Annotated in this window: 16 protein-coding genes; 8 read left to right on the top strand and 8 right to left on the bottom strand. The window is 64.2% G+C overall.

Annotation, left to right across the window (positions count from 1 at the left end; all coding sequences use genetic code 11):
* The first annotated feature begins 37 nt into the window (after positions 1-37).
* The 5 genes from GTP77_RS12355 (at position 38) to GTP77_RS12335 (ending at position 5,275) form a co-directional block, all read left to right on the top strand.
* Entirely contained in the window at positions 38-997 is a 960-nt protein-coding gene (locus GTP77_RS12355) for a CobD/CbiB family protein (RefSeq protein ID WP_161072461.1), read from the top strand.
* Positions 998-1,169: 172 nt separating this feature from the next.
* A complete protein-coding gene (locus GTP77_RS12350) occupies positions 1,170-1,508 on the top strand; it encodes a DUF3579 domain-containing protein (protein WP_056403193.1) in 339 nt (112 codons plus the stop codon).
* Positions 1,509-1,553: 45 nt separating this feature from the next.
* A complete protein-coding gene (locus GTP77_RS12345) occupies positions 1,554-4,271 on the top strand; it encodes a M16 family metallopeptidase (RefSeq protein WP_161072460.1) in 2,718 nt (905 codons plus the stop codon).
* A 144-nt stretch (positions 4,272-4,415) separates the two neighbouring features.
* Complete coding sequence (locus tag GTP77_RS12340; protein ID WP_161072459.1) at positions 4,416-4,802, top strand: BPSL0067 family protein; 387 nt, start codon at positions 4,416-4,418, stop codon at positions 4,800-4,802.
* Entirely contained in the window at positions 4,799-5,275 is a 477-nt protein-coding gene (locus GTP77_RS12335) for an STY0301 family protein (RefSeq protein ID WP_161072458.1), read from the top strand. The genes GTP77_RS12340 and GTP77_RS12335 overlap by 4 nt, the downstream gene beginning before the upstream one ends.
* Before the next feature lie 33 nt (positions 5,276-5,308).
* On the opposite strand, the gene GTP77_RS12330 is transcribed toward GTP77_RS12335, so the two are convergent.
* Positions 5,309-6,049 carry a GntR family transcriptional regulator gene (locus GTP77_RS12330; protein WP_161072457.1) on the bottom strand — a complete coding sequence of 247 codons (741 nt, stop codon included), beginning with the start codon at positions 6,047-6,049 and terminating at the stop codon, positions 5,309-5,311.
* A 357-nt stretch (positions 6,050-6,406) separates the two neighbouring features.
* Here GTP77_RS12330 and GTP77_RS12325 point away from each other — a divergent pair, with 357 nt between their 5' ends.
* From GTP77_RS12325 to GTP77_RS12315, 3 genes are all read left to right on the top strand, one after another.
* Positions 6,407-9,052: a TonB-dependent receptor gene (locus tag GTP77_RS12325; protein WP_161072456.1), complete on the top strand. Its 2,646-nt coding sequence runs from the start codon at positions 6,407-6,409 to the stop codon at positions 9,050-9,052.
* 74 nt (positions 9,053-9,126) lie between these two features.
* Positions 9,127-10,116: a glycoside hydrolase family 18 protein gene (locus GTP77_RS12320; protein WP_161072455.1), complete on the top strand. Its 990-nt coding sequence runs from the start codon at positions 9,127-9,129 to the stop codon at positions 10,114-10,116.
* Positions 10,113-11,228, top strand: coding sequence for an acyltransferase family protein (locus GTP77_RS12315; protein ID WP_161072454.1), 1,116 nt, complete (start codon positions 10,113-10,115; stop codon positions 11,226-11,228). The genes GTP77_RS12320 and GTP77_RS12315 overlap by 4 nt, the downstream gene beginning before the upstream one ends.
* A 1-nt stretch (position 11,229) precedes the next feature.
* Here GTP77_RS12315 and GTP77_RS12310 read toward each other — a convergent pair whose 3' ends face one another.
* The 7 genes from GTP77_RS12310 to GTP77_RS12280 all read right to left on the bottom strand — a co-directional run bounded on the left by GTP77_RS12310 (position 11,230) and on the right by GTP77_RS12280 (position 19,655).
* Complete coding sequence (locus GTP77_RS12310; RefSeq protein WP_161072453.1) at positions 11,230-12,441, bottom strand: DUF5009 domain-containing protein; 1,212 nt, start codon at positions 12,439-12,441, stop codon at positions 11,230-11,232.
* Between the two features lie 73 nt (positions 12,442-12,514).
* On the bottom strand, positions 12,515-13,825 hold the full coding sequence (locus tag GTP77_RS12305) for a tetratricopeptide repeat protein (protein ID WP_161072452.1): 1,311 nt from the start codon (positions 13,823-13,825) through the stop codon (positions 12,515-12,517).
* A 94-nt stretch (positions 13,826-13,919) separates the two neighbouring features.
* Positions 13,920-15,065, bottom strand: a complete 1,146-nt coding sequence (locus GTP77_RS12300) for an ABC transporter ATP-binding protein (RefSeq protein ID WP_161072451.1) — start codon at positions 15,063-15,065, stop codon at positions 13,920-13,922.
* Between the two features lie 4 nt (positions 15,066-15,069).
* A complete protein-coding gene (locus tag GTP77_RS12295) occupies positions 15,070-16,377 on the bottom strand; it encodes an MFS transporter (protein WP_161072450.1) in 1,308 nt (435 codons plus the stop codon).
* 142 nt (positions 16,378-16,519) lie between these two features.
* Positions 16,520-18,007, bottom strand: a complete 1,488-nt coding sequence (gene nagZ, locus GTP77_RS12290; protein WP_161072449.1) for a beta-N-acetylhexosaminidase — start codon at positions 18,005-18,007, stop codon at positions 16,520-16,522.
* Entirely contained in the window at positions 18,004-18,813 is an 810-nt protein-coding gene (locus tag GTP77_RS12285) for a carbohydrate ABC transporter permease (protein WP_161072448.1), read from the bottom strand. Before GTP77_RS12285 ends, nagZ begins: the two co-directional genes overlap by 4 nt.
* On the bottom strand, positions 18,810-19,655 hold the full coding sequence (locus tag GTP77_RS12280) for a carbohydrate ABC transporter permease (protein WP_229202167.1): 846 nt from the start codon (positions 19,653-19,655) through the stop codon (positions 18,810-18,812). Before GTP77_RS12280 ends, GTP77_RS12285 begins: the two co-directional genes overlap by 4 nt.
* Positions 19,656-19,672 lie beyond the last annotated feature (17 nt).

Here is a 19,672-nt window from a genome sequence, read left to right as displayed (position 1 = left end):
GCGGGCATTGCGGCAATGCCAATCTCAAGGACGTTTAATGACTTTTCTTTCCATTCTTTGCGCGCTGCTGATCGAGCAGATGAAGCCCCTGCGGGCGGATAATCCCATCTACGCCGAGATCAAGAGCCTGGCCGTGCGCATGGAAGCGTGGTTCAACGCGGGCGACTCCAGGCATGGCCGCATGGGCTGGTTCCTGATGATGTTCAGCCTGATGGCGCCGACCATGCTGATCTACTGGGTGCTGCTGCGCTACGACTGGTTCCTGGCCGCCTTCGCATGGAATGTGCTGATCGTCTACCTGACGCTGGGCTTCCGCCACTACAGCCACTATTTCACCTCCATCCAGCTGGCCCTGAACGCCGGCGACGAGGCGGCCGCGCGCGCGCTGCTGGCCGAATGGACCAAGCTCGACACGGTGGGCATGGAGGCCGGCGAAATCTCGCGCATCGCCGTGGAAAAAGCCCTGATCACCACGCACCGCAATGTGTTCGGCGTGTTCTTCTGGTTCCTGATGCCGCTCGGCCCGGCCGGCGCGGTGCTGTACCGCGTGTCCGAATACCTGGCTCGCGCCTGGACCGAACCCGAGCACATGCGCAATGAGGCCTTCGGCGAGTTCGCCACCAAGGCCTTCTACTGGATAGACTGGATTCCCGTGCGCCTGACCGCCGTGGCCTTCGCCGTGGTGGGCAATTTCGAGGACGCCATCTACGCCTGGCGCAACTTCGCCCACCGCTGGGCGGACGAGGCGCGCGGCATCATCCTGGCCGCCGGCGGCGGCGCCATGGGCGTGCGCCTGGGCACGCCGCACGAGAACGCGGCGCGCGTGCTGCCGGCCGACGCGGCCGTGGTCGACAGCTCGGACATGGAGTCCGACGCGCTGCCGGGCGAGGAGCCGGGCGTGCGCGCCCTGCAGAGCACCGTGGGCCTGGTCTGGCGCGCGCTGCTGTTGTGGATGATGCTGCTGCTGTTGCTTTCCGGCGCAGTCTGGCTGGGCTAAGGGTGCTGAAAGAAAAACGATAGCCGGAACGGGTTACAATGTCGGGATTGGCGGTCGCGGACCATACAGCGCGGCCGCCAATGCGTGTTTCAAATCAAGTACTTACCTTCTTAGGTCTTCTATAAGATATAATACCTAGGATTTTTCACGCATCCAGGTCCCGCGAGTATCTATGGCCGAGTCAGCTCAATCCCCCAAAGAACTGGCCAACGAGTTCTTTATCCTTGGCATCACCGCCGATGGCAGGCAGTTCCGTCCCAGCGACTGGGCCGACCGCCTGTGCGGCGTCATGTCGTGCTTCCGTCCGGAAGGCACCAGCGGCCGAGATTCGCATCTCGGTTATTCCACCTTCGTGCGCCCGACCCATATCAATGGCGTCAAGGCGGTGGTGGTGAACGAAGCGCTGCGGGACTTCGAACCGATGGCCTACCATTTCGTTCTCAATTTCGCCAAGGACAACGGCTTGCAGGTGGTGGACGCCTGCTTCCTGCCCCTGCCCGGAGAAAAATAGGCGTAGGATAGGGCTCTCATTAACTTGCCAGCCCTGCGAACGCTTATGCATTTTTCCAAGTCCGGTTACGCCTTTACGCTGCTACTGTGCAGCGCCTCCCTGCTTCCTGCAAGCACCTCCGCCGCCGGCAGCGCGCCGGCCGCCCCGGTCAAAGGGCCCTCGGTCGAGGGCATCACCGAATACCGGCTGCCGAACGGCCTGAAAGTGCTGCTGTTCCCGGACGCCTCCAAGCCCACCGTCACCGTCAACGTCACCTACCTGGTCGGCTCGCGCCACGAGAACTACGGCGAGACCGGCATGGCCCACCTGCTGGAGCACATGCTGTTCAAGGGCGCGCCGAAGAACCGCAGCATACCCCAGCAGTTCGCCGACCGCGGCATGGAGTACAACGGCACCACGTCCTACGACCGCACCAACTACTACGAGGTGTTCCAGGCCGGCGGCGACAACCTGAAATGGGCGCTCGATATGGAAGCGGACCGCATGGTCAATTCCTTCGTCGCAAAAAAGGACCTGGACTCGGAAATGACGGTGGTGCGCAACGAGTACGAGAGCGGAGAAAACAGCCCCTTCGAAGTGCTGCTCAAGCGCATGCAGAGCGTGGCCTACGACTGGCACAGCTACGGCCGCTCCACCATAGGCAACCGCAGCGACATCGAGAACGTCAAGATCGAGAACCTGCAGGCCTTCTACCGCACCTACTACCAGCCGGACAACGCGGTGCTGCTGGTGGCCGGCAAGTTCGATCCGGCGCAGACGCTGGCCTGGATTTCGAAGACCTTCGGCGCCATCCCGAAACCGAAGCGCAAGCTGCCGCCTTTCTGGACCGTGGAGCCCACGCAGGACGGCGAGCGCGCCTTCACCGTGCGCCGCAAGGGCGACATCCAGATCGTGGCGCTGGGCTACAAGATCCCGGCCGCGCTGCATGACGACAGCGACGCGCTCGCCTTCATGTCCGAAATCCTGAACGACACGCCGAACGGCCGCCTGCACAAGGCGCTGGTGGAAACCGGCAAGGCCGCGCAGGTGTTCAGCTTCGGCCAGACCGGCTACGCGCCGGGCCTGCAATTGATAGGCGCCGTGGTGAAGGCGGGCCAGCCCATAGAGCCGGTGCGCGAGGAGCTGATCGCGGCGGTGGAAGGCTTTGCCAAAACGCCGCCCAGCGAGGACGAAATGGAGCGCGTGCGGCGCAACGTCGGCAACAGCATAGAGAAGGCCTTGAACGACCCGCAGAAGGTGGGCGTGGCGCTGTCCGAACAGATCGCCCTGGGCGACTGGCGCCTGCTCTTCCTGGGCCGCGACAGCCTGGCCAAGGTCACGCCGCAGCAGGTGGCCAAGGCCGCCGCGCACTACCTGCGGCGCGACAACCGCACCGTGGGCAGCTTCCTGCCGGAGGATGAGCCGCAGCGCGCCGAGATCACCGCCGCGCCGTCCATCGAGAAGGTGATGCAGGACTTCAAGGGCAAGGAAAACACGCTGGTGTCCGAGGTGTTCGACCCCAGCCAGGCCAATATCCTGAAACGCACCGAACTGAAAACCATAGGCGGCCTGAAACTGGCGCTGCTGACCAAGAAGAACCGGGGCGAGACCGTGTCGGTCAATCTGCGCCTGCACTGGGGCGACGAGAAGAACCAGTTCGGCAAGGCCACGGTGGCCGCCGCCGTCAACCACATGCTCACGCGCGGCACCAGCAAGTACAGCCGCGCGCAACTGGCGGACGCGATGGAAAAGCTGAAGATGTCCGGCAATGTGTACCAGTTCGACACTACGCGCAGCCACCTGGCCGACGCGCTGCGCCTGGCCGCGCACGTGCTCAAGGAACCGGCTTTCGACGCGGCCGAGTTCGAGCAGCTGCGCCAGCAATGGCTGGTGGGCGTGGAAGCGTCGCGCAACGAGCCGCAGGTGCTGGCCACCACGGCGCTGGCCAAGCACTACAACAACTATCCGAAGGGCGACGTGCGCTACGCGCTGAACACGGACGAGCAGATCGAGGCCATCAAGGCGCTGACGCTGGACCAGCTGAAGGCCTACCACCGCGAATTCTACGGCGCCTCGCACGGCGAGCTGGCCGTGGTGGGGGACTTCGATTCGGCGGCCCTGCAGGCGGTGGTGGCCGAGGAGTTCGGCAACTGGGCCAGCAAGCCCGATTACGCGCGCATCCTGAGCGTCAACGTGGAGCGCCCGCCGCTGCACGCGTCGATCAATGCGCCGGACAAGGAGAACGGCTTCTACGCGGCGCAGGTGAATATCGACATGAACACCGAAGATGCGGACTTCGTGGCGCTGGAGCTGGCCAACTACATCCTCGGCGAAGGCGGCTTGAAGTCGCGCCTGATGGACCGCATCCGGCAGAAGGACGGCCTGTCCTATGGCGGTGGTTCGAGCCTGAGTGTGAGCGACGTGGACCGCGCCAGCAACCTGGGCATCTCGGCCATCGCCGCGCCGCAGAACCTGAAGAAGCTGGAGCAGGCCATCCACGAGGAAGTGGCGCGCGCGCTGAAGGACGGCTTTACGGCGGCGGAAGTGGCCGGCGCCAAGTCCGGCATGCTGCAGCAGCGCATCCAGAATCGCTCGCAGGACAATGTGCTGGCCGGCGGCTGGGCCAACTTCCTGTACCTGAACCGCACCTACGCCTGGAGCCAGGCCTACGAGGACAAGCTCAAGGCGCTCACGCCGGCGCAGGTGAACGCGGCCTTCCGCAAGGCGGTGGACCTGAACAAGCTGAGCGTGGTGGTCGCAGGCGACCAGGCGAAGGCGAAGTAAAGTAGATTGTGGTTACAGCACTGAGCCGGTTTGACACTGCTCAATGTGGCGCTGAGCCTAAGTGCTGAGCTTGTGATTTTTCAAGGAGCGTGGATCCGGCTGGCAGTAGATTGAGGACATGACTAACTCCCAAGGAGACAGGACATGTCCTATGTATATCCCGAGGCAGCGAAGCTGAAAGGCAAGCCCGTTGTTGGAAGCCGCCAGTGCGTTGCACTCGTTCAGAAGTATGCTGGTGCGCCCACCACGACGAACTGGCGGCAAGGTGAAGCGGTGCTTGGCAACAGCATGCTAAAGCCAGGAACGGCAATTGCGACTTTTGTAAAGGGGCGCTATCCGAATCATCAGCATGGTAACCACGCGGCGTTTTACGTAAGCCAGGGTATCGATGGGATCTACATAGCAGATCAATGGAAGGCCAATGGAAAGACTGAAATTTCAGTTCGGCTCATTCGGGCGCAGGGCAAGGACAAAAAGGGAAATTACATCCATGCCAGCGATAATGCTGACGCTTTTTTTGTGATCGAATGAGTTCCGTCATGAAGTGCGGGGCATCGCAAATGGCGCAATGGATAGCAAATGGCGCGGTGTTATTGCTGCCAGTTTCGCTTCTGGTGCAGTCGCCAGTTTGCTTTGCCGCGCCAGCTCTCGCATGCCCTGCCTCCATCCCGCAACGATCGATACAGGTCGTCGATCATCCGCAAGGCTGGAGTGCATTCGTCGGGGCGCCGCTTTATCTTCACAGTGCCGCGCCTATGAGCGGTCCGCCCGAAGAACTTGGCGAGCTGGCAGACTTCAAGCAAAAGCGCCTGAAAGATGGCTGGATAGATGCCTATCCACTGGATGGCAAGTTCCCACGGGGGAAGTGGCTGGCTTGTAGATATGGGGAATCAGGACAGATAACCTTGTCTAGGCAGCTGGATGACAACGTTCAGCATTGTACGTTTGCCTATCGCAAGGGGACGTATGCCGGTCAAAATAACATTGCCATCAGCTGCAAATAGCGGCAGTGTTCCTACTCGGTGAAAGCCCTATCATCAAGGCGTGCTCAGCTCGGCGACGAAGTCGTACATGTCGCCGCGGAAGTAGGAGCGGCAGAACTCCACGGCGCGGCCGTCGCGCAGGAAGCCTAGCCGTTCCACCGCCAGCCCTGCATCGCCTTCCTTCGCCTGCAGCAGCGCGGCCTGTTCGCCCGTGAGCAGCAGGGCGCTCAGGCGCTGCAAGGCGCGCACCGGGCGGTTGCCGGCCAGTTCCAGCGCCTCGTACATGGACACGTCCACCGCGTCCAGCGAGGGCAGGGCGTCCGCCACGATGGTGGCGTATTCCAGGCACATGGGCATGTCGTCCGCATAGCGGATGCGGTTGAAGCGGTACACCGGCGCGCCCGGACTGAGCCGCAGCCGCAGCGCTTCCTCCGGCGTCACCGTCCCCTCCGAACGTTTCAGCCACACGCTGCGCGGCGTGCGTCCGCGGGAGCGCATGTCCTCCGAAAAAGAGGTCAGCTTGGCGAAATTCTTTTCGATCCGCGTGTTGATGAAGTTGCCCGAGCCGGCGCGCCGCACCAGCAGGCCTTCGTCCACCAGTCCGTCGATGGCCTTGCGCACCGTGATGCGGGAAATCGACAGGTCGTTGGCCAGCTGGCGTTCCGCCGGCAGGGCCTCCTCCGGCCCGAAGAGGCGCTTGTCTATCGCTTCGCGCAGCGCGCGCTGCAACTGCTGGTACAGGGGCTGGCTACTGGTCTGCCCCAGGTGCTGCATGATCTGTGCAAGCGATGTCATCTCTTGTCCCCGTGTGCGCATTCGTGTGCGCTTTCTTGCGTCTTAGGCGATCCGATAATACCAAAAAAAGACCGGCACGCCAGCGGTTTGCGGTACGCCCTCGCCCGTACAGAGGGAGATAGCGCTAACTGCACGTCAATATTGGCAAAGTGGTCTGTGTGGCTTAAACAACATGTGAAAAAAATACGAAAATTGGTAGTACTCTGGTATTGGATGGCTGTATATTGGCGTTGAATTGGTTTTGTAAGTGGTTGTATAGAGGGATCTGCGGGGCGGCGCGGGGAGCGCGGCGGTCTGCAAGAGGATCTACTTAAAACGGAAGGGCCTTCGACGAAGGCCACAATCAAGGGGGAGTACATGAAGCGCAATTTGACACCGATCGCCACTGCGGTCGCCATCCTGATCACCAGCACCGCCGCGATGGCGCAGGATGCATCCAAGTCGCCCGACGCGGTCGTGACCGTGACCGGCGTGCGTGCCGCATTGGCGCAGTCGATCAACCAGAAGCGTAACGCCGACTCGCTGGTGGAAGTGATCACCGCCGAAGACGTGGGCAAGATGCCGGACAAGAGCGTCGCCGATTCGCTGCAGCGCGTACCTGGCGTGTCGGTTGCCACCGCCGGCGGCTCCGAAGGCGGCTTTGGCGAGAACGACCGCGTCAGCCTGAAAGGCACGCCGTCCAACCTGACCCTGACCACGCTGAACGGCCACACCGTCTCCAGCGGCGACTGGTACATCTCCAACATCACCGGCGGCGGCCGTTCGGTCAGCTACTCGATGTTCCCGTCCGAACTGATCGGCCGCGTGACCGTGCACAAGAGCGCGCAAGCCAATCTGACCGAAGGCGGCGCCGCCGGTAACGTGGACATCGAAACCCGCAAGCCGCTGAGCTTCAAGAAACCGCTGACCCTGATGGGTTCCATCGAAGGCGCCTACGGCGACGCGGCCAAGAAGACCGACCTGCAAGTGAGCGCGCTGGCCAACTGGAAGAACCAGGAAAACAACCTGGGCGTGCTGGTGCAGGTGTTCGACGAGAAGCGCACGCTGCGCCGCATGGGCCAGGAATTCCTCTGGTGGGACAAGCTGACCAAGGGCTTCGCACCGGACTGGATCGCGAAAAATCCTGAAGTCGAAAACAAATACCTGTCCATGCTGACCGGCTCCTCGCTGTTCCAGCAGAAGCGCGAACGCAAGGGCGGCATGGTGGACGTGGAAGTGAAAGTCAACAGCGACTTCAGCTTCGACGTGAGCGGCCTGTACACCCGCCTGGACGCGGACAACGTCAACGCCAACTTCATGCTGGCGCCATACCAGCCGCTGTCGAACAACTGGTCCGGCGTGGGCGGCGTGGTGCCGTCGGCTTACACCATCTCGGGCAACCAGATCACCTCGATCACCTTCCCGAAAACCTGCCCGGTCGCCAGCTGCGCCAATATGGGCCCGTCGGTGCAGGACATCATCGCCCGTCCCGGCTCGTACAGCGATTCGAAGTTCGTCAACGTGGACTGGAAATACCGCGTCAGCGACGACCTGAAAATCACCGGCCAGATCGGCACCACGCGCGGCACCGGCTATGCGCGCGACTATGGCTACGAAGCCTGGCTGGCCTACTCGGGCACCAGCCTGACCATGCACGGCCTGGACGCACCGGCCACCGTCACCGTGGACAACGCCGGCACCTTCAACCCGCGCACCGGCGCCGACTTCTTCGGCGGCTGGGCATCGGACACCACCGCCAAGGACAAGGAAACCTACGGCCAGGTGGACGGCACCTACAAGACCCCATGGGACGTGGTGCCTACCATCCGCATGGGCCTGCGCACCGCCAAGCATGACCGCCAGCTGACCTGGCTGGCCGGCACCGTGGCGCCTGCGGGTTCGCTGCTGGCCAACCGTCCTACCGGCCTGACGACCTACCCAACCAGCCCGCTGGACAACGTGCTGCAGAACCCATGGACCTTCACCGCCGATTCGATGAAGGAATGGGGCGACAAGTACGTGAAGTTCGACAGCCATTCGTACCAGAACGAGTTCACCATCGCCGAGAAAGCGCATGCGGCCTACGCGATGGGCGACCTGAACCTGGGCGCGGTTACCGGTAACGTCGGCGTGCGTTTCGTGAAGACCCAGATCGACGTGGCCAACGGCTCGCCGAACACGGTATGGAATCCGGTCTACACCTCGAAGACCTACAACGACTTCCTGCCTAGCCTGAACCTGCGCACCGACCTGGCCAGCAACGTGGTGCTGCGCGGCGCGGCCAGCCGCACCCTGGCGCGTCCGGACTTCGGCGCACTCGGTTCGCTGAGCCTGAACGACCTGACCTTCTCGGGCACCGGCGGCAATCCGAACCTGAAGCCGATCTACTCGAACAACGTGGATGCGGGCATCGAGTGGTACTTCATGCCGAAGTCGCTGATCGCCATGAGTGTGTATGACATGCACCTGGGCTCCTACGTGACCTTCGGTTCGTCGACTGCGCAGTTCTTCAACCAGTCCACGCACTCGGTCACCAACTACAACATGAGCTCGGCCCTGAACACCAAGGCCCGCGTGAAAGGCGTGGAGCTGCAGTACTCGCAGGACCTGGGCAACGGCTTCGGCGCCAGCGTGAACTACACCTACGCTGACGGCAAGGAAACCGGCAAGGCGCCTAAATCGGCTTGCGCGGACCTGGGCGATTGCAGCATGATCGGCACCTCGAAGAACTCGTACAACGCCAGCGTGTTCTACGAGAACGACAAGTTCAGCGCGCGTGTGAACTACAGCTTCCGCTCGGCCTTCCTGAATGGCCTGGACCGCAACAGCGCGATCTACCAGGACGACGTGGGCACCGTGTCGCTGGCGCTGAACTACAACCTGACCGAGAACCTGACGCTGTCGTTCGAAGGCAAGGACCTGAACGATCCGCTGCTGAAGTCCTACGCCACCACCAAGGACCAGCCGCGCGCCTTCTACAAGAACGGCAAGCAGTTCTTCCTGGGCGTGCGCGGCAAGATGTAATGCCGGCTGAAGTCTGACGCAATACAGGGCAGGGCTTCTTCGGAGGCCCTGCCTTTTTTCTTATTGGAGCGGGAATGCATTTTCTGATTAAAACGGCGCTGCTGGCGTGCGCAGTGCTCGGTTCTGCGCAAGCGGCTTCGCCTTCGCCGCGCGTGGTCTACAGCCCTTACAAACACCTGGCGATGCACAACGACCCCGCCAGCAACGTCATCACCGTGGCGCCGGACGGCAAGCGCGTGCCCTACCTCGGCCACAGCAAGCAGACGCTGACCTGGGCCTTCGCCAGTGGCGAATGCGGCGAGGAGAACTGGGGCGGGCAGCCGGCGCAGGCGGTGGCGGATGCGAACGTGCCGGCTTTCGCAGCGGCCGGCGTGGGCTACATCATTTCCACCGGCGGGCAGGGCAATGTGTTCACCTGCGGCAGTGACGAGGGCATGGAGCGTTTCATCAAGCGCTACGAATCGCCGCAGCTGATCGGCATTGATTTCGATATCGAAGCGGGACAGACCAGGGAGCAAGTGGACTCGCTGGTGCGGCGCATTGCGGCGGCCCAGGCGCGGCGCCCGCAGCTGCGCTTCAGCTTCACCGTCGCCACACATGCGGCGTCGGACGGCAGCCGCCGCAGCCTGAACGAGATGGCGGAGACCGTGCTGGACGCCGTGCGCCGCAGCGGGCTGAAAGACTACGCGCTGAACATCATGGTAATGGACTACGGCCCCGCCGCGAAGAACGTGTGCGTGGTGCGCAAGGGCCGCTGCGACATGGGCGCCTCGGCGCTGCAGGCTGCGCGCAACGTGCATGAGAAGTACAAGCTGCCGTACAGCCAGATCGAACTGACCGCCATGATAGGCGTGAACGACGTGGTGGAAAACGTCTTCACCATGGCCGACATGGACGCGATGGCGCGCGGCGCGCGCAAGCTGAAACTGGCCGGGCTGCATTTCTGGTCCGTGGACCGCGACACGCCTTGCCGCAGCGAAGTGAAGGGCGCGGACGCCGCCTGCAGCGGCATGCCCGGCGTGCCGCCCGGAGCCTATGCCCGCGCGCTGGAGGCCGGCAAGTGAGCGCAGCTGCGAACCGCTACCTGTCGCTCGACGTGCTGCGCGGCCTGACCGTCGCGCTGATGATTATCGTGAACACGCCGGGCGATTGGAACACCGTCTTCGCGCCGCTGCTGCACGCCCAGTGGCATGGCTTCACGCCCACCGACTGGGTCTTCCCCACCTTCCTGTTCGTGGTCGGCAACGCGCTCAGCTTCGCGCTGCCCAAGTACGCGCAGATGGGCAACGGCGCCGTGCTGGCCAAGGTGGGCAAGCGCAGCGCCATTATCTTCCTGCTCGGCTTCCTGTTGTTCTGGTTCCCCTTCGTGGCGGTGGACGGCGCAGGCAACTGGGGCCTGATCCCGCTGTCCGGCACGCGCATCCCCGGCGTGCTGCAGCGCATCGCCCTGTGCTTCGGACTGGCCACGCTGATCCTGCATTTCTGGAAAGAGAAGGGCGCGCTGGCCTACAGCGTGCTGGCGCTGCCTGGCTACTGGCTGGTGCTGGCGCTGTGCGGCGACTACACGCTCACCGGCAACGCGCCCGCCAGATTCGACCTGTGGCTGCTGGGCGAACGCCACCTGTACCACGGCGAAGGCCTGCCGTTCGATCCCGAAGGCATGCTGGGCACCATCCCGGCCACCGTCAACGTCATCGCGGGCTACTTCGCGGGCAGGCTGATATTGGCCAAGGGCGCCAGCTACGAAACGCTGGCCAGGCTCATGATGGCGGGCGTGGTGTGCGTGGGCGCGGCGCTGTGCTGGGACCTGGCCTTCCCGATCAACAAGAAGCTGTGGACCAGTTCCTACGTGCTCTTCACGATAGGCCTGGACCTGCTGATGCTGCCGCTGCTGATCTACGTGATCGAGATGCGCGGCCGGCGTGGCTGGACCTACTTCTTCGAAGTGTTCGGCAAGAACACCCTGTTCATCTACCTGCTGTCCGAGCTGGCGGTGGTGGTCCTGGTGAAGACGCGGGCGGGCAAGGGCAACGGCTACGACTGGCTCTATGCGCACACCTTTCAGTCCCTGGCGCCGCCCAAAGTGGCGTCGCTGCTGTTCGCGGTGAGCTTCATGCTGGCCTGCTGGGCGGTGGGCTACGTGATGGACCGCCGCAGGATCTACGTCAAGGTCTAGTTCAGAACTTGAGGCGCAGGCCGGCGCGGTTGGCCAGTACGGTCAGTCCCATCATGGCCATGCTCATCGCGGCGGCGTTCAGCAAACCGGGAACGCCGCCCGATGCCAGGAAAGGCCACCAGAAGCGCGGCAAGTGCAGCAGCGCCGCAAGTTGTTCCCACAGGTCCGGCGCGATATAGGCAAACAGCGCGTTCGCGCCGGCGGGCATCAGCAGCGCGCTCCACGCGCGCCATTGCAGCACGTCGATCAGCACATAGAACAGCAGGAACAGGGCCAGCACCAGGCCAGAGCACACCAGCGTGTACGCCTCGGTCGCCTGGATCTTGTTGATGCCGTGCAGAGGGCGCAGCAGCATGCCCGCGCCGAACAGCGCTATAGCGAAAGCTGCCATCAGCACGATACGGCGGCGATGAAGCGCGGCTGGCGGCAGCTCCGCCGGGACAGCGCCAGCAGCGGCCTGCGGTGCGCGGCGCAGGAACAGCGTTCCCACCAGCGTCCCCGCCAGCACATTGGCCGACGTGGAGCCCAGCACCTGCGGCACATTGACGAAATCATTCAACGCCTGCGGCAGCGGCAGCATGCCGGAGGTCCCGGCGAGGTACAGCACGATCAGCAGCACCAGGGCCGCCATCAGCAGCGGCGGCTTGCCGTCCACGGTCACATAGACCACGCTGCACAGCAGATAAGCCCAGCCTATCATCCCCAGGATGCCCCACCACGTATGCTGCAGGTGGACGCTGCTGAACTCGGCGTTCAGCTCACCCCGGAACGACACCAGCAGGAGCAGCATCAGCGCCAGCCCGGCCCAGAAGGCCGCGCCGCGCTGTGCGGACTGGCGCCACAGCAAAATCATGGCCGCGTAAAACAGCATAAAGTACACGGCGCGCGGCAGCAGGGCTGCGGAGGCGTCGTAGCGGTAAGCGTTGGCGAGCACCACGCCCGCCACCATCAGGCTGCCCGCGCGCCATAGCAAGCGTCCCATCAGCGCCGCACTGAAGCGGCCTTGCTCCCGGTTCAGCGCCAGCGGAATGGCAATCCCCACGATAAACAGGAAAGCCGGAAACACCAGGTCCGGCAAGGTAATGCCGTCGGCCCTGGCGCTGGAATGCTCCAGCCAATACGGAATGCCCGGCATGCCGGCGATATAGTTCACCCAGATCATGGCCAGGATGACGAAGCCGCGGAAAGCGTCGAGACTGAGGAGGCGTGGCATTGACAGATAAAAAAAGGGGTCAGGGTTAATCAAATAATTAACCCTGACCCCATTTAGCGGTGGAACAACTTAGTTATTTGGCGGCGGCTGCTGCAGCTGCGCCAGCGGCTGGACGGTTGACCCACAGGATCCAGTAGCGGGCCAGGTCGGCGCGGCCATCGGCGCCTTGCACGGTTTCCAGTACTTTGATGGCGTCTTCTTTCTTACCGGCCATGGCGTAGGAGTAGCCCAGGCGCAGCTTGGCGTCGTCGGCGTTTTTCAGGCCGCCCTTGGCGATGCCTTGCTGGATCAGGTCGATACCTTTGTCGAACTGTTCCAGCGTGACGTAGGCGTAGCCCAGGTTGACCAGGCCGGTGCCGTCTTTCGATTTCTTGGCCGAGGCTTCGCCGCTGGCGATGTTTTTCACGTCGTCCGCAGCCTGCTTGTCGGCTTGCGCCTTGATTTTCTTGTGCTTGTCCGCGTTGCCGCCCACGCCCAGTACGCCGACGGCGTAGCCTGCGTCCATGGCTTTCTTCGCTTCGATCGGCTGGCCGGCCAGCAGCGCCAGTTCAGCCATTTCCATATAGTCTTCCTGCGACATCTTCGACACTGCCGCTTTTTCCAGGCGGTAGATGTCCAGCGCGAAGCGGGTCGAGTAGGTCGATTTGCCCTGGGTGCGGCTCAGCAGGTCGATCCAGTAGTCGTCGGTCGGGTAGTACTGCACCAGCTTCTCGACGGCGACCAGGTAGGTGGCGGTGTCCTTGGACTTGGCGCCGGTGTTGGCCAGCAGCTGCAGTTCTTCCAGCGACGGCGCTTTGCCGGCCTTGGTGTTGGCTTCCAGGTCCTTCAGCAGTTCGGCCTTGGCGGTGGCGAAGTCGTTGTTGAAGTAGTAGGCGCGCAGCACGTAAGGACGCAGCTTGGCGCTGTCGCCGGTGACTTCGGCGTACTTGTTAAAGGTGGCGATGGCTTTCGGATAGTCCTTGCCGTTGTAGTACAGATTGCCCAGCGCCTGGATGAAGTCGCCCTGGTCGGCTGCCGGCAGCTTGCCCGAGGCCAGTACCGCTTCCAGGCCCTGGATGGTCATGGCGTTGTTGGCGGTGACCGAACCCAGCGACACTTTCATGCGGTTCAGCACGAACACTTCGTATGGGGTCAGGTTGGGCAGCGCTTCGGCCTGGGTGATGCGGTTCTGGACTTCGGCGTAATTCTTGGCGGTCATCAGCTCCTTGATCTGGGCCGGGTCCATCAGTTTGAACAGTTCAGGACGCACGGTGTCGGGCTTCGGTGCTTCCGGTGCGGGCGCGGCCTTCTCGGCGGCGTGCACGCCGGCCACCAGGGCCGGTGCGAAGTTCAGGCCGAGTGCGGCCACGATCAGGCTGGTACGTGCGAAACGAAACTTGGACATGGATAATCCTTCAATCTAAATAGAGACAAACGCGTATTCTCCCATAAATCGGGATAGGCGCCGGGTTTCAAAAGTGCGTGAATTGTAACCGCTGTTACACGGCGCGGGGATAGGCCAGGCCTTCCGTGTTGAACAGCATGCAGCGCGCGGCCGGCAGATGCAGGCGCACCGCAGCGCCGGGCGCGGCTTGCATGCCGTCGGCGGGCTGCTTGACGGCCGCCATGTCCGCCACGCCCGGCAGGGCCGCGTAGACGATGGACAGGTCGCCCAGGTTTTCGACGTGGCCCACGGCGGCGTCCACCAGGTTGTCCTCCGGCGGCAGCAGCTGGTCTTCCAGCACGGCGGCCCGGCGCAGCGCCACGTGCTCGGCGCGGATGCCGATGGTGACCGCGTCGCCGCGCTGGGCGTCGCCCGCCGCGCCGCCGCAGCCTTGCGCCGCCACTTCCACGATGGCGCCGCCGGCCAGCTGCACCGCCACGTAATGCGGCGCGGCCGCCAGCACCTCGCCGGGGATGAAGTTCATCTTCGGCGAGCCGAGGAAGCCCGCCACGAACAGATTGGCCGGGCTGTTGTACAGCTCCAGCGGCGTGCCCACCTGTTCGATGCGCCCGCCGTTGAACACCACGATGCGCTGGCCCAGCGTCATCGCTTCCACCTGGTCGTGCGTCACGTAGATCATGGTGGTTTTCAGCTCCTGGTGCAGGCGGCTGATCTCCACCCGCATCTGCACGCGCAGGCTGGCGTCCAGGTTGGACAGCGGCTCGTCGAACAGGAACACCTGCGGCTTGCGGACGATGGCGCGGCCTATCGCCACGCGCTGGCGCTGGCCGCCGGACAGCTCCTTCGGCTTGCGCTTGAGCAGGGGCGTGAGCTGCAGGATGGCGGCGGCGCGCTCCACCATCTGCTGCACCTCGGCCGGCTTGTGGCCAGCCAGCTTGAGGGCGAAGGCCATGTTCTCGTACACCGTCATGTGCGGATACAGCGCATAGGACTGGAACACCATGGCGATGCCGCGTTCGGCCGGCGCCACCTCGTTGGCCACGCGCTCGCCGATGCGCAGCTCGCCGCCGCTGATGCTTTCCAGGCCCGCGATCATGCGCAGCAGGGTGGACTTGCCGCAGCCGGACGGCCCGACGAAGACCACGAACTCGCCGTCGGCGATGTCCAGGTCCACGCCGTGGATGACGGGCTGCTTGGCGTCGTAGTGCTTGACGACGCCTTTCAGGCTGACACTGGACATGGGCTTAGCTCGCGGTTGCCGGCTCTTGCGCCGGCGCCGACGGTTCGGCCTTGCTCGCGCGCGAGACCATCGGTATCAGCTGCGACAGCACCGCCACAGGGATGGCCGAGAGCAGCACCCAGATAAAGAACTTCTGGTAGCCGAGCGCCAGCTGGATGGTGCCGCTCACGTACTTGAACAGCACAAAGCCGAGCTGCATCACGCCGGTGGAGAAGGCGTAGTGCGCGGTCTGGTATTTGCCCGGCGCGACCACCTGCATCATGTACAGGATGATGCCGACGAAGCCGAAGCCGTAGCCGAACATTTCGGCGCTCAGCGCCACGCCGATCACGGTGAGGTCGGTGGGCTGGTAGGTGGACAGGAAATAGAACGCCACATTGGGCAGGTTGACCGCCAAAATCAGCCACAGGATGGCGCGCTTGAGGCTGAGCCAGGAGGTGAAGTAGCCGCCCGCGATGGAGCCGACGATAAAGGCGATGGTGCCGGTGGTGCCGTACACGGCGCCCACTTCGGAGGTGCTCAGCCCCAGGCCGCCGAGGTTGCGCGCTTCGCGCAGGAACAGCGGGCCTATGGTCTGGATCTGCGCCTCGCCGGCGCGGAACAGGATGATGAACAGGATGGAGACCCAGATGCCCGGCTTGCTGACGTAGTCGATGATGACGTCCTTCAGCGTGCTGGCGATGCCGGCCGCCGTGGTGTCCGGCGCGACGACGTTCTTCGCCGGCGGCAGCGCCCAGCTGTGGTACAGGCCGAGCGCGATCATGGTGGCGGCCAGGATGCAGAAGATGATGGTCCAGGCGGGCACCACGCCCTGCGATTTTTCCAGGTAGCCGGCCAGGATCACCAGGCCGCCCAGCGAGATGAAGCGGCCGGCGTTGAAGAAGGTGCCGGTCCAGCCGGCGTATTCGGCCTGCTGCTTTTCGCTCAGGCTGGCGATGTACAGGCCGTCGCAGGCGATGTCGTGGGTGGCCGAGCAGATCGCCACCAGGGCCAGCACCGCCACGCAGGCGGACAGCCAGAACGGCAGCTGCAGCGCCAGCGCCACCAGTCCCAGGCACACGCCGCCGGCCAGCTGGAAGCCGACCACGATGATCTTCTTGCTGCTGGCCAGTTCCAGGAAGGGACTCCACAGCGGCTTGAACACCCAGGCGAAGCCGATGTAGGCGGTCCAGTGCGCGATGTCGTCGTTCGGCACGCCCATGGACTTCAGCATCAGGCTGGCGATCAGCGCGACGGCGAAGAAGGGCAGGCCCTGCGCGAAATACAGCGTGGGGACCCAGGCTAGCGGGCTGCGGATGGCGGGTTTTTCCATGGTTGTGTCGTCCTGTCGTTGTTATTCCGGCGCCGGCACGGCGGGTTACGGCCTATGGCCTAACCCGCCCTACGGTCGCGGTTATCGGTCCTATCGTAGGGCGGGTTAGCGCGCAGAGCGCGCGTAAGCCGCCAAGCCTGCCTTACTCGAAGCCGGGCACCGGGCAGCGGCCCTGCGCTTCCAGCTCGCCGGACAGCCAGGCATTGACCGCTTCCAGCGCGGGCGCGGCAAAGCCGTAGGTCATCAGCGCAGGCGCGTCGATGTCGAGCGCCTGGTAGGGATTCCACAGCGCCAGGTGCAGGTCCGGCTTCCAGGTCGCGCGCGGCCGGGCGCCGTAGCGCAGGCGCGAAGTCGAGGCCAGCATGGTGTAGCGGCCGTCCTGCGGCAGCGCGGACCAGTCGAAGACGTCGGCGTCGGAATAGGTGACCAGTTCCACGTCGTACAGCTTGCCCAGCGTGGCGGCCACCACGGCGGCCGGCACGCCCGCCTCGGACACGCCGTCGCTGACCACGTCCTGGCGCGCCACCAGGCGCACCTTGTCGCCGGCGGCCGGGCGCTGCGGATTGCCGCGCGCGCTCAGGCTGCGGCGCCAGCCCTCGGCCATCACCACGCGGTCGGCCGCGTCTTCCGTGTAGGCGCGCGGCGCGCAGGGATAGGCTTGCGCCAGCGCTGCCAGGCGCGCCAGGCGCTCGTCCACGGCGGACTGCGGCAGCGAGCCGTCGGCCAGCGCGGCGGCGATGGCGTCCAGCGTTTCATCCTGCGTTTCCGGGGTGCCCAGGGCCATCACCATGTCCGCGCCTGCCACCAGCGCGCGCACGGCGGCGTTGCCCACGCCGTAGCGGCCGGCGATGGCGTGCATGTCCATGCCGTCGGTGATGATCACGCCACGGTAGTTCCACTGCTTGCGCAGCAGGCCGTCCAGGATGGCGGGCGACATGGTGGCCGGATTATCGGCGTCGATGGACGGGTAGACGATGTGCGCCGTCATCATCGCCGGCGCCAGCGGGGCGGCCAGCTGGAAGGGCTTGAACTCGAAGTTCTCCAGCACGGACAAGGGCTTGTCCACGGTGGGCAGGTCGCGGTGCGAATCGACGTGGGTGTCGCCGTGGCCGGGGAAGTGCTTCACGCAGCAGGCCACGCCTTCGGCATGGCTGCCCGCCATCCAGGCCATGGCCAGTTCGGCGGCGCGCTGCGGCTCGGCGCCGAAGGAACGCTCTGCGATCACCGGGTTGTGCGGATTGTTGTTCAGGTCCAGCACCGGCGCGAAGTTCCAGTTGAAACCCAGCGACTTGACCGCGCGCGCCACGGCGGCGCCGGTGCGGTAGGCCAGGTCGGTATCGTCGGCCGCGCCCAGGCCCATGGCCGCAGGCGGCGCCGGCACCCAGGTCGAGCGCACCACGGCGCCGCCTTCCTGGTCGATGGCGATCAGCGCGTCCGGGCCCATCACGGCGCGCAGGTCGGCGGTGAGCTTGGCCAGTTGGACGGAGTCGGTCATGTTCCCGCGGAACAGGCACACGCCGCGTATGCTGTTGGTGCGGATGAAGTCAGCGGTGTCCGCATCCAGCACGGTGCCGGGGAAGCGGATCATAATCAGTTGACCGGCGATTTTGCGTAATTCCTGGTGATTCATTTGACTGCTCCGTCCATGCCGCGCATGAAATATCGTTGAGTGAAAAGGAAGGCTGCCAGCGTGGGCAGGATGGTGAGCACCGTGCCAGCGGCGATCACGCGGGTGCTGCTGCCGAAGGTGCCGCGCAAATACAGCACGCCCACCGACAGCGGAAACTCGTCAGGCTTGCTCATCACGATGGATGGCCAGATGTATTCATTCCATGCCTCCACCGCCGTCAGGATGCCGACCGTGGCCAGCCAGGGCGCGATCAGCGGCAGCATGATGCGGGTGAAGATGATCCACTCGGAGGCGCCATCCACGCGGGCCGCGTCGATCAGGTCCTGCGGCACCTCCTCGAAGGCCTGCTTGAGCAGCAGGATGGCGACCGCCGTCACGACGTTGGGCAGGATCACGCCGGCGTAGGTATCGACCAGGCTCAGTTTCGTGACGGTGATGAAGTTGACCAGGAAGTTCACCTCGGACGGCAGCACCAGCGTGGCCAGGATCAGGCCGAACACCAGGCGGCGGCCCTTGAAGTGCATGCGGGCCAGCGGATAGGCCGCCATGGAGCACAGCGCCAGTTTCCAGAACACCGTGAAGGCCGCGATCAGGACCGAGTTCTTGAAAAAGGCCAGGAAGGGGATGACGCGGAAGGCCTCCTCGAAGTTCTCCAGCGAAGGAGACTTGGGCCAGAAGGTGGGCGGGAAGGCGAAGATATTACCCTCGGTGGACAAGGCCGTCACCACTGTCCACCAGAAGGGGAACACGCACACCAGCGCGATGGCGCACAGCACGGCGTAGTGCAGGACGGTGCGGGTCTTCATTTCCGCCCCGGTTTCAGGTAGCGCAGGCACAGCATGGCGATGCCGACGCAGAAGACGGAGACCACGAAGCTCGCGGCTAGCGCGCGCGGCAGCTTCAGGTGCTTCAGGCCCTGGTCATAGGAGTAGTACAGCGCGGTGAAGGTGGAGTTCATCGGGCCGCCTTGCGTGAGCACGTCCACCTCCTGGTAAGCCTTCAGCGCGGCCAGCACGGACAGGATGGTGCAGACCATGATGGTGGGGCGCAGCATGGGCACGGTGATTTTCCAGAAGCGCTGCCAGCGGTTCGCGCCGTCGAGGATGGCGGCCTCCTGCATCTCGGCCGGGACGGCCTGCAAGGCGGCCAGGTACATCACCATATACCAGCCCAGGCCGCGCCACAGGGTGACGAACATGATGCAGAACAGGGCCAGGGTATCGTTCGACAGCCAGCCGATGGGGGCATCCACGAAGCGCAGCGCCATCAGCACATAATTGAGCGCGCCCTGCTCATGGAACATAAAGCCCCACATGATGCCGACCACGGACACGGTGGTCACGACGGGGACATAGAAGGCCGCCCGGAAGAGGCGGATGCCGGGCAGGCGGTTGTTGACCAGCACCGCCAGGCCGAGCGCGCCGACCTGCACGAAGGGCACCATGAGCAGGAACACCAGCGAGTTTTTCAGGCCGGTGACGAACATCTCGTTATCGAAGATATAGCGGAAATTATCCAGCCCCACCCACGACGTCGGGCGGATCAGGCTGTAATCGGTAAAGGCCAGATAAGAGCCGAAGCCCACCGGCCAGAACGAAAACGCCGCCAGCAAAACCAGCGCCGGCGCCAGGAACAGCCACGCCGCCAAAGTTGTCCGCCGCGCGC

It is taken from the genome of Pseudoduganella aquatica, from assembly GCF_009857595.1.
In the GTDB taxonomy this organism is placed as follows: domain Bacteria; phylum Pseudomonadota; class Gammaproteobacteria; order Burkholderiales; family Burkholderiaceae_D; genus Rugamonas; species Rugamonas aquatica_A.
This window is presented reverse-complemented; position numbering and strand designations above follow the sequence as displayed.

Coding starts and splice junctions, on each gene's coding strand:
- GTP77_RS12355 (WP_161072461.1), top strand. CDS start 38: ATGACTTTTCTTTCCATTCTTTGCGCGCTGCTGATCGAGCAGATGAAG.
- GTP77_RS12350 (WP_056403193.1), top strand. CDS start 1,170: ATGGCCGAGTCAGCTCAATCCCCCAAAGAACTGGCCAACGAGTTCTTT.
- GTP77_RS12345 (WP_161072460.1), top strand. CDS start 1,554: ATGCATTTTTCCAAGTCCGGTTACGCCTTTACGCTGCTACTGTGCAGC.
- GTP77_RS12340 (WP_161072459.1), top strand. CDS start 4,416: ATGTCCTATGTATATCCCGAGGCAGCGAAGCTGAAAGGCAAGCCCGTT.
- GTP77_RS12335 (WP_161072458.1), top strand. CDS start 4,799: ATGAGTTCCGTCATGAAGTGCGGGGCATCGCAAATGGCGCAATGGATA.
- GTP77_RS12330 (WP_161072457.1), bottom strand. CDS start 6,049: ATGACATCGCTTGCACAGATCATGCAGCACCTGGGGCAGACCAGTAGC.
- GTP77_RS12325 (WP_161072456.1), top strand. CDS start 6,407: ATGAAGCGCAATTTGACACCGATCGCCACTGCGGTCGCCATCCTGATC.
- GTP77_RS12320 (WP_161072455.1), top strand. CDS start 9,127: ATGCATTTTCTGATTAAAACGGCGCTGCTGGCGTGCGCAGTGCTCGGT.
- GTP77_RS12310 (WP_161072453.1), bottom strand. CDS start 12,441: ATGCCACGCCTCCTCAGTCTCGACGCTTTCCGCGGCTTCGTCATCCTG.
- GTP77_RS12305 (WP_161072452.1), bottom strand. CDS start 13,825: ATGTCCAAGTTTCGTTTCGCACGTACCAGCCTGATCGTGGCCGCACTC.
- GTP77_RS12300 (WP_161072451.1), bottom strand. CDS start 15,065: ATGTCCAGTGTCAGCCTGAAAGGCGTCGTCAAGCACTACGACGCCAAG.
- GTP77_RS12295 (WP_161072450.1), bottom strand. CDS start 16,377: ATGGAAAAACCCGCCATCCGCAGCCCGCTAGCCTGGGTCCCCACGCTG.
- nagZ (WP_161072449.1), bottom strand. CDS start 18,007: ATGAATCACCAGGAATTACGCAAAATCGCCGGTCAACTGATTATGATC.
- GTP77_RS12285 (WP_161072448.1), bottom strand. CDS start 18,813: ATGAAGACCCGCACCGTCCTGCACTACGCCGTGCTGTGCGCCATCGCG.